The organism is Pseudoalteromonas sp. Z1A8 (genome assembly GCF_011378855.1).
Taxonomy (GTDB): Bacteria; Pseudomonadota; Gammaproteobacteria; order Enterobacterales; family Alteromonadaceae; genus Pseudoalteromonas.
In genome coordinates this window covers 56,539-65,625 of the sequence record NZ_WTLB01000025.1, presented here as the reverse complement: position 1 = coordinate 65,625, position 9,087 = coordinate 56,539, and the positions used below count along the sequence as shown (strand labels likewise).

Genomic DNA, 9,087 nt, shown 5'->3' with positions numbered 1-9,087 from the left:
AATAGGCGCTGTGGAGTTAAATCCAGAGCAACACAAAGAAGCTGCTTAACAATTTAGGCGACAACTGTCTTGAAAAACGCCGGCATAATCCCTTCTTATTCCATTAATCCATGAAATAAGATGCGAATAAGGGTTTTCACTTTTAGGTAAGGATTTATCGACTACATCTTTAATTATCCTGCAAATGTTCGCTGATAATGATTCATAACCATTTGCATTTAAGCCATAAACATTTGCTATACCTATAACCTCAGCTAAAGATCTAACTCGAGAAAGAACAAGCTCAATATTTTTACTTTCTAATGATTTTTCAATTTCCAAAAAGGCTGCTTTTTCGCTTCCTTCTAATTTATCTTTTACAATCTCTGTTAGACCGGCTATGTCAGGAATTAATGGTTCCCAAGTGTCTCCGCCTACATTTATACTTACAGGCGCGCCTGCACCAATTAATATACCTATTTTCTTTTTACTGTGAGTTAATATATGTTGAAAATCATACATATACTGATCTGGGTTGTGTACAGTACTAGTCATAAATACCCTTTAATATTCAGCTTAAATCCATTGTTTAAACTATATAAATAAAATACTGTACCTATTTGACTAAAAAAACAACCTTTATTAGAAATCGTCCCCCTAACCTATAAACTCCCTCGCCCATATGCCATAATCTAAATAATTCATTATTTTAGTAACTTGGCGCGTATTTAGGTGCTTTTAAGTTAACTACTCAGGGTTTTCAGCATGGCATATCAAGAGCAAAATCAAGCAACAATCTATTGGCACGACTACGAAACGTGGGGGGCAAGCCCACAAAAGGATAAGCCGAGCCAGTTTGCAGGTGTTCGTACCGATCTTGATTTAAATATTATTGGCGAGCCGCTTATTGAGTATTGTAAGCCGCAAGCGGATTACTTGCCCCACCCTGAGGCGTGTTTAATTACGGGTATTACGCCACAAGTGGCGATGAAAAAAGGCTTAGTTGAAGCTGAGTTTATAGCAAAAATTCATGCCGAATTTAGTGTACCAAACACCTGTGTTGCCGGTTATAACAGTATTCGGTTTGATGACGAAGTAAGCCGTTATAGCTTTTACCGTAATTTTTACGACCCATATGAGCGCGAATACAAAAACAATAACAGCCGCTGGGATATTATTGATTTAGTACGTGCTTGTTACGCGCTACGCCCTGAAGGCATTGAATGGCCGTTAAAAGAAGACGGTAGTCCAAGCTTTAAGTTAGAGCATTTAACCGTAGCCAATGGTATTGAACACGCCGCTGCGCATGATGCACTAAGCGATGTAACCGCCACTATTGCACTGGCTAAGCTAATAAAAGAAAAACAGCCAAAGCTATATAACTTCTTTTTTGGTTTGCGTGGCAAAAAAGCGCTCGCTGAATTGGTTGATGTATTTAACATGACGCCGCTGGTGCATACCACGTCGCGCATACCTGCAACACAGGGCTGTACAAGCTGGGTTGCACCAATGAGCTTTCATCCGGTAAATAAAAACGCGGTTATTTGTTTTGATTTAACTCAAAACCCGCAAGTACTCATTGATTTAAACGTAGAAGAGTTACGCAAACGCTTATACACCAAACGTGTAGATTTAGCCGAAGACGATTTACCTGTTGGCTTAAAACTAGTGCATTTAAACAAGTGCCCTATTTTAGCCCCAGCTAAAACATTATTGCCTGAAAACGCCGCCCGCCTTGGGATTGACCGTGAGCAGTGCTTAGCTAACTTAGCTATTTTAAAAGCCAATACCGAGCTTCGCGATAAAGTAACGGAAGTGTTTAACGAGCAAGGCGATTACAGCGCCACTACTAACGTTGACTACTTACTTTACGATGGGTTTACAAGCCATGCCGACAAGGCTAAATTTGCGATTATTCGTGATGCAAAACCAGATGATTTGGCTGGGTTGAATTTAGATTTTGAAGATAAAAAGTTTAATACGTTATTGTTTAGATACCGCGCTCGTAACTGGCCAGAAACACTAAACCAGCAAGAACTTGATCAATGGCGTCAGTATTGCCAAAACAAGTTAATGCACGGGGAAGATCAACCATCGATTAACGCGCAAGATTTTATGATCACCCTTGAAAACCTAGCGCATGAACATGACGACAGCGAAAAAAATCTTACAATTTTAAAGGCGCTGTATAACTACGCTCAAAGCATGTAATTTGGTTTAGGTTTGTTTAGATTAGTTAGTATGTATAACACATGAAAAACGCGACGTTTTAGTAATAAAGCGTCGCGTTTTTTGTTTGAATTTTTATGGGCTTTGCCCATCACGCAAGCAAGCTTGGCGCCTACAAAATAGGCGTAAATTTATACCACCGTGGTAGACGTAGAGCTTGCTCACGTGAAAAGCGCAGCTTTTAATTTTTAACATGTGCAAAGCTGTTACTTTTTATGTAGCGCTTCAATGCGTGCTAGTAAGCTTGAGGTGTCGTATCTGCCGCCGCCAAGTGCTTGAACGTCGGCGTAGTATTGATCGACCGTTGCAGTCATTGGGAGTGTTGCGCCATTATTTTTAGCTTCATCGAGTGCAATGCCCAAGTCTTTACGCATCCAATCTACGGCAAAACCAAACTCATATTCACCCGCCCACATTGTTTTATAGCGATTTTCCATTTGCCACGAACCGGCTGCGCCTTTAGAAATAGTCTCAATTACTTTTTCGCCATCAAGCCCTGCTTGCTTAGCAAAATGTAAGCCTTCAGCTAAACCTTGTACTGCGCCAGCAATACAAATTTGATTAACCATTTTACAAAGTTGTCCCGAGCCTACGCCGCCTAACAGTTGGCTAAAACGACTAAACGCCGCCATAACTGGCTGCACTTTAGCAAATACAGCTTCACTACCACCCGCCATTACTGTTAATACACCATTTTCGGCGCCAGCTTGTCCGCCTGATACTGGTGCATCTATAAAGTCGATATTTTGCAGAGCCGCTTTTGCAGCCACTTCGCGTGCTACTTCAGCTGAGGTTGTGGTGTGATCAACCAAAACAGTGTGCGGCAACATGCCCGCTAACACGCCGTCGTCGCCATACACTACTGAGCGTAAATCGTCATCGTTACCAACACACATAAATACGATATCAGCATTGCTGGCAGCTTCGCGCGGGGTCGGTGCAAAGCTTCCTGAATGTTCTGCAGTCCACGCCTGTGCTTTAGCGTGAGTGCGGTTATAAACGCATACGCTGTGCCCTGCTTTTGCTAAATGCCCCGCCATTGGGTAACCCATTACGCCTAAACCTATAAATGCGACTTTCATTGACATAAAAATGACCTATTAAACTGATAACTTAGAAACTAGACCTCGATTATGTCAACCGGTCGATAAAAAAGCGAATGAAAGTCTTTATAAAATTTCCTTAGCAGGAAAGGTAAGTAGGTAACCTATGGACAGTATTTATCAATTTAATGCACCACTTTTTAACAGCGAAAATTTTTCTCTTAGCCAGTTACAGGGCAAAACCGTACTTATTGTTAATACAGCGAGTAAGTGTAATTTTTCGGTGCAATTAAATACGCTCGAAAAGCTCTATCAGCAATACAAAGGCCATGGTTTTACTGTACTTGCGTTTCCCTGTAACCAGTTTGGCCAAAATGAGCCGCTTGATAATTTAGCCATTAAAGACTTTTACCAAGAGCAATTTAATGTGTCGTTTGAGGTGTTTGGTAAGGTAATGGTAAACGGGCCAGAAACGCACCCGTTGTTTAATTACTTAAAATCGCATACGCGGGGTATTTCGCAAAACCGTGCTATTAAGTGGAATTTCACTAAGTTTTTAATTAACTCACAAGGGCAACTTGTTGCACGTTATGCACCGCGCACTAAACCCGAAACACTTAAACAAGTAATCGAAAGTAACTTACTGCAAGCCGTAAAGTTAAGCGCAGCTAAAGATGGTAAAAAGGTATCTTCAAAAATACCTTTGTTTACCTCAAGTAAGGCTCCGCTTAAGGCTTAATTTAAATCAATAAAATGCGCACTACTAAAGCACAGGTTTATAAAGTAGTTTATTGTATTAGTAATAAATAATACTCCTTAAGCGTCGAGGCTATTACCATGAACATTGCTTTTTTTAGTACTCAAAAGTACGAACTGCCTTTTTTTGAACAAAGTACACGCGATCAGCGTGATATAAAAATAACGTATTTTGAGCAAGCCCTGAGCGAACAAACCGCTATTTTAGCAAGCGGGTTTGATGCCATATGCGTGTTCGTTAACGACACTGTAAACGCCACTGTTATTGAACAATTGGCAAGCCAAGGCATAAACACTATTTTGCTACGTTGTGCAGGGTTTAATAACGTTGATTTACCTGCAGCAAAAGCACATAAATTAAAGGTATTACGCGTCCCTGCTTACAGCCCAGAAGCCGTAGCTGAGCACTGTATAGCGCTTATGCTAACGCTTAGCCGTAAAACGCATAAAGCATATAACCGCGTACGCGAAGACAATTTTGATTTAAACGGATTACTCGGTTTTAACTTGCACAATAAAACCGTGGGTATTGTGGGCTGCGGTAAAATTGGCCTTGCGCTGTGTAACATTTTAAATGGCTTTGGCGCTAATGTATTAGTGTGCGACCCCTACGCGCAACCTGGCAATTATACAATTACCGATATAAACACCTTACTTAGCCAAAGCGATGTGATTTCTTTGCATTGCCCACTTACCGAGCAAACTCATCATTTAATAAATGACGAGGCGTTTAGTAAAATGAAAACCGGCGTTATGCTTATTAACACCTCACGAGGTGCATTGCTTGATAGTAACGCGTGTATTAGCGCGCTTAAAACTAAAAAGCTAGGTTACCTGGGGCTTGACGTTTACGAGCAAGAGTCGGAGCTATTTTTTAAAAACCACAGCGACGAAATAAACCAAGACGATATATTCTCGCGCTTAGTGAGCTTTAAAAATGTATTGGTAACGGGGCATCAGGGATTTTTTACCCAAGAAGCACTCACCGAAATAGCAAACACAACCCTACTTAACGCGCTTGAAGTAAATGAAGGTAAACCTCTAACTAATGAGGTTTTATAAAGTTCTTGGCTATACCTAAATAATAGGCACAAAAAAAGCGAAGTGCGTTTTAAGCTCACTTCGCTTTATTAATCTAATTTAGGGCTCAGATAAAATTATCCAAACGCGACGTTTGCAAATACCAAGGTCATTAATATTGGGCAAACAAAACGAATATACTGAGCAAACCAGTAATGTACGCCGGTTGTTGCTTGGTGTAATTTATTACCACGCTGCCACATCCACCCTACTGTAATAAAGTAAAATAAGCCCATAAGCGGTAATTGGTATTGGGTAAATAGCATAATGACTAAGCCAAATAACCAATCAAAATTTAATATAATTGCGCTTGCACACACAAGTACAACAGCGCTTACTGCCCACGTTGCTTTGGTGCGGCTAACGTTGTGATTTTCGACTAAAAACGCTACCGGAATTTCGGTGGTCGATATAGTTGACGTAACCGATGCGATAGACATTAATACAAAAAACAATAAACCGACTAATAAACCAATTTCGCCCATGGTGCTAAATAGCGCAGGTAAAATAGCAAAAATAAGTTGCCCTTCGCCAATCAGTTTACCGCCACTAAATACTTCTACACCGTTGTGCTGCGCCACATAAATAGCAGGAATAATAAGTAAACCCGCTAAAAATGCGACACTGGTATCGAGTAAGGCAACACCTACTGTAAGCTTTGGTAAATTAGCATCTGGTTGTAAGTACGAGCCGTAAATCATCATACAGCCTACACCTAACGAGAGCGAAAAGAACGCTTGCCCCATTGCGGCAATAATTAAATTAGGGTCGAGTATTTGGCTAAAATCAGGAATTAAATACGCAGCAAAGCCTTCGCTTGCGCCATCAAGTGTTGCAATGTAGGCAATCAAACCAACAAGCAATACGAGTAGCAGTGGCATTAAACGGCGCGACCAGGTTTCGATTCCCGATTTAACACCTTTTAAAATAATACTGGCAGTTAAAATAAGCATAAGCGGCGTAAATACAAAATTACGCAGCACTGAGTCGCTATGTAAAAACTCGCTTGCGCCTGTAAACCCAAAAAAGGTTGTTATGGGTTCAATAGCGTATGAGAGCATCCACCCAGCTACTATTGAATAAAAACTTAGCATAACAACTGCGCCCGCAAGACCTATGTAACCGGCTGCTGCACCTACTTTACGGCTAGTGTTTTGCCATGCGTCGCCCAATGCTTTTACCGGGTTAGCTTGTGCTTTGTGACCTAAATAAAGTTCGGTATACAGCGCAGGAAGCGCAAGTAAAAATATAACAATAAAATAAACCAGTAAAAAAGCACCGCCGCCATGGTTGGCCGCTTGCGTAGGAAAACCCCAAATATTACCCAAACCCACTGCTGCGCCAGCAGCGGCTAAAACAAAACCAAGTCGGCTTTGAAACCCATCACGCACTTGTGCCATACATCTACAAATCTGTTATTATTTTGATTATTGTGAATTAAACCATATTTCATGCCAGCTGAGTAATAAAATTGTACCCAGCCTTTATTAGTGGCACTAACCGCTCACAATATCAGCGACTTCTTTTGCTTTAGGGCTTTTATGACTGAACACTATTTTAAAAACACCTTGAGTATTACTTCAACTCAATTGGCAAATTTGTCTTTAGCGAGTAACAGTATTTTATTATTTAATGCTAAAACACTTGAGCTTAGTGACTTTAATTTGCCCGATTGCTTAAGCCCATTTGAATTAACTATTATAAACCGCCGTAAAAGCCCGCCAGCTAAGCAAGAGTATTTAGCGACGCGGTTATTGTTAAAACACCTTATTAAAGTAACGCAGCCGCAACATGCGCACGTAGCCCTTAATAAAATGAGTACCGAATTTGACGAGGCAAGCTCAAAGCTGCAAATACATGTAAGTGGTGATGTTATTAATACCTGTATTTCGCACTCGCATGGTTTAGTTGGGGTTGCGCTAAATCTTGATAAAAGTGAGTTTGGTTTTGATATTGAAAAAGTAAGCCTAAAGCGCCCGTTTGAAAAGCTTGCTAAGCATTTTTATCATAATGATGAAATTACACTTATCACTGAGCCTACTAATACCCAAGCCCAAGCAGATACGTTTTTTAGAATTTGGACATTAAAAGAGTCACTTGCTAAAGCCACCAGCCGCCCTATTGCAAAATTACTTAGCCCTAATGTGTTTGACGAATTACATAGTGCAAAGCTGAGTGCTAGCAGTAATAACGTTACTGTAGTTGATAGTAGTAACAGCAATGTTTGTTTTGATGTGAGTGTGGTGCATAAAAAAAGCACCGACTGGCGATGCTTTTTATTAACCGACTTTGTTAAGTGATTTTGTTAAGTAACTTTACTAGGTGATTTTCCTGAATAACGATTACTTACGCAGCAAAATCATTTTCTAATAAACGGCTATGAATAGACTGTACTACGTTATCTGACTCAGTTTGCTCTACTAAAAAGCATAGGTTGTGCTTACTAGCACCGTGGCAAATTAATCGAATGTTAAAGTCTTTTAATACACTCATTAAGTTCATTTCGTGTTGGCGTAATTGAATCTCAGAGCCAATAAGTGCCACCAATGTTAGGTTGTTTTCTACCGACACATGGCAAAACTCTGCAAGCTTATCGAGGCATTCTTGATCAAGCTCTGGGCGCGATGCGTTTTGCGCGTTATCAAGGGTTATAGCTACGCTAATTTCTGATGTGGTTACCAAATCGACCGATATATTGTATTCACTTAATAGCGTAAACACGCGTGCTAAAAAGCCGCTTGCTAGTAGCATTTCTGGGCTTTTAAGCGTAAGCAAAATTTGGTTTTTACGTTGTGTTACTGCGCGTATACCTGGTTGCTGCGATTTTTCGCGCTCAATCCATGTACCGCCACGCTCTGGCTCTCGGCTAGAACCTACAAACACATTAATGTGGCTACGGCTTGCTGGTAAAATAGTCGCTGGGTGCAATACTTTTGCGCCAAAGGTCGCCATTTCAGCGGCTTCATCAAAACTTAAACGTGCAATTGGCGTCGCTTTTGCGCACAAACGCGGGTCGGTGCTAAAAATACCCACTACGTCGGTCCAAATATGCACGCTTTTAGCGTTAATTGCTTCAGCTAAAAGTGCAGCGCTGTAATCTGAACCACCACGTCCAAGCGTTGTTGTTTGACCGTATTCGTCACTGCCAATAAAGCCCTGAGTCACAATTACTTGAGCGTCTAATAACGGGATTAAATGTTCTTTAGCGGCTTGCGCTGTGGCTGCAACATTAGGCGTTGCTTTACCAAATTGGCTGTCGGTTTTAAGCACCTTGCGCACATCAAAGCGATCGGCGTTTAAACCTTGTAAACGCAACACCTGAGCAAATAAATAAGACGACAAACGCTCACCAAAGCTAAGTAGCTCGTCGTGTTGCTGATCGGTTGTTAGTGACTCTTGAGCCAATGTTTGAAATGCTTTTAGGGTTTCGTTAAAGCCAACCGCTAAATCGGCATCTAGCGATAACTCATCTAAAATAGTGTGTTGAATAGCAAGCACGCCGTTTATATGCTCTTGGCGCTCACTTGAGGTAATACTTGGTTTGCACAGTGCAACTAAGTGGTTAGTTACGCCGGCACTAGCGCTCACGGCAACAATACGTACGCTTTTATCTGCAACAATAATTTCGCTACAGCGACTCATCGCTTCAAAGTTGGCAACACTTGTTCCGCCAAATTTGGCAACGATGTAATCTGATTTTGCGCTTAACTCTGTTTGAGGCACTGTTTGTGGCGCTGATTGGGTAGTCATTTAGTCTCCTTTCGCGATATCCAAATCGCAATAAAACAAGAAGAACTTGGCAAAGGAATGCTTGAAGATAAGTCCACTGCCAGAAGCTCTCCACCTATATTGGTGACAGTTTTGAGGATTCAGCCCCATAAACCGAAAAACAATGACGACGTACCATTATTTTCCTCGGCGAGTACTTCCCTCCTTAATGATCATCGGCATTCGTCGCCTAACATTAAGTACCTAAGTATCGCACCTCTTCTGAATGCTT

8 protein-coding genes and 1 riboswitch are annotated in these 9,087 nt (G+C 41.1%); of the genes, 4 read left to right on the top strand and 4 right to left on the bottom strand.

From position 1 onward, the window contains the following. Nucleotides 1-45: 45 nt before the first annotated feature. Nucleotides 46-534: a hypothetical protein gene (locus GQR55_RS11525; protein ID WP_166420711.1), complete on the bottom strand. Its 489-nt coding sequence runs from the start codon at nucleotides 532-534 to the stop codon at nucleotides 46-48. Between the two features lie 210 nt (nucleotides 535-744). On the opposite strand from GQR55_RS11525, the gene sbcB reads away from it, so the two are divergent. Then, nucleotides 745-2,190, top strand: coding sequence for an exodeoxyribonuclease I (sbcB, locus tag GQR55_RS11520; RefSeq protein WP_166420710.1), 1,446 nt, complete (start codon nucleotides 745-747; stop codon nucleotides 2,188-2,190). A 224-nt stretch (nucleotides 2,191-2,414) separates the two neighbouring features. Here the strand turns inward: sbcB and GQR55_RS11515 are convergent, their stop codons facing one another. Beyond that, the gene (locus tag GQR55_RS11515; protein WP_166420709.1) at nucleotides 2,415-3,296 is read right to left on the bottom strand and encodes an NAD(P)-dependent oxidoreductase; all 882 of its coding nucleotides are present in this window, start codon (nucleotides 3,294-3,296) and stop codon (nucleotides 2,415-2,417) included. A 121-nt stretch (nucleotides 3,297-3,417) separates the two neighbouring features. On the opposite strand from GQR55_RS11515, the gene GQR55_RS11510 reads away from it, so the two are divergent. Continuing rightward, on the top strand, nucleotides 3,418-3,990 hold the full coding sequence (locus tag GQR55_RS11510; protein WP_166420708.1) for a glutathione peroxidase: 573 nt from the start codon (nucleotides 3,418-3,420) through the stop codon (nucleotides 3,988-3,990). A 98-nt stretch (nucleotides 3,991-4,088) separates the two neighbouring features. After that, nucleotides 4,089-5,069: a 2-hydroxyacid dehydrogenase gene (locus tag GQR55_RS11505; RefSeq protein ID WP_166420707.1), complete on the top strand. Its 981-nt coding sequence runs from the start codon at nucleotides 4,089-4,091 to the stop codon at nucleotides 5,067-5,069. A gap of 95 nt (nucleotides 5,070-5,164) precedes the next feature. Here GQR55_RS11505 and GQR55_RS11500 read toward each other — a convergent pair whose 3' ends face one another. Then, nucleotides 5,165-6,487, bottom strand: coding sequence for a sodium-dependent transporter (locus GQR55_RS11500; RefSeq protein WP_166420706.1), 1,323 nt, complete (start codon nucleotides 6,485-6,487; stop codon nucleotides 5,165-5,167). A 141-nt stretch (nucleotides 6,488-6,628) separates the two neighbouring features. Between GQR55_RS11500 and GQR55_RS11495 the strand changes: the two genes are divergently transcribed. Then, nucleotides 6,629-7,387 carry a 4'-phosphopantetheinyl transferase superfamily protein gene (locus tag GQR55_RS11495; protein ID WP_166420705.1) on the top strand — a complete coding sequence of 253 codons (759 nt, stop codon included), beginning with the start codon at nucleotides 6,629-6,631 and terminating at the stop codon, nucleotides 7,385-7,387. A 46-nt stretch (nucleotides 7,388-7,433) separates the two neighbouring features. On the opposite strand, the gene lysC is transcribed toward GQR55_RS11495, so the two are convergent. Further along, nucleotides 7,434-8,837: a lysine-sensitive aspartokinase 3 gene (gene lysC / locus GQR55_RS11490; protein ID WP_166420704.1), complete on the bottom strand. Its 1,404-nt coding sequence runs from the start codon at nucleotides 8,835-8,837 to the stop codon at nucleotides 7,434-7,436. Between the two features lie 75 nt (nucleotides 8,838-8,912). Further along, nucleotides 8,913-9,085: riboswitch (Lysine riboswitch) on the bottom strand. Nucleotides 9,086-9,087 lie beyond the last annotated feature (2 nt).

Coding starts and splice junctions, on each gene's coding strand:
- GQR55_RS11525 (WP_166420711.1), bottom strand. CDS start 534: ATGACTAGTACTGTACACAACCCAGATCAGTATATGTATGATTTTCAA.
- sbcB (WP_166420710.1), top strand. CDS start 745: ATGGCATATCAAGAGCAAAATCAAGCAACAATCTATTGGCACGACTAC.
- GQR55_RS11515 (WP_166420709.1), bottom strand. CDS start 3,296: ATGTCAATGAAAGTCGCATTTATAGGTTTAGGCGTAATGGGTTACCCA.
- GQR55_RS11510 (WP_166420708.1), top strand. CDS start 3,418: ATGGACAGTATTTATCAATTTAATGCACCACTTTTTAACAGCGAAAAT.
- GQR55_RS11505 (WP_166420707.1), top strand. CDS start 4,089: ATGAACATTGCTTTTTTTAGTACTCAAAAGTACGAACTGCCTTTTTTT.
- GQR55_RS11500 (WP_166420706.1), bottom strand. CDS start 6,487: ATGGCACAAGTGCGTGATGGGTTTCAAAGCCGACTTGGTTTTGTTTTA.
- GQR55_RS11495 (WP_166420705.1), top strand. CDS start 6,629: ATGACTGAACACTATTTTAAAAACACCTTGAGTATTACTTCAACTCAA.
- lysC (WP_166420704.1), bottom strand. CDS start 8,837: ATGACTACCCAATCAGCGCCACAAACAGTGCCTCAAACAGAGTTAAGC.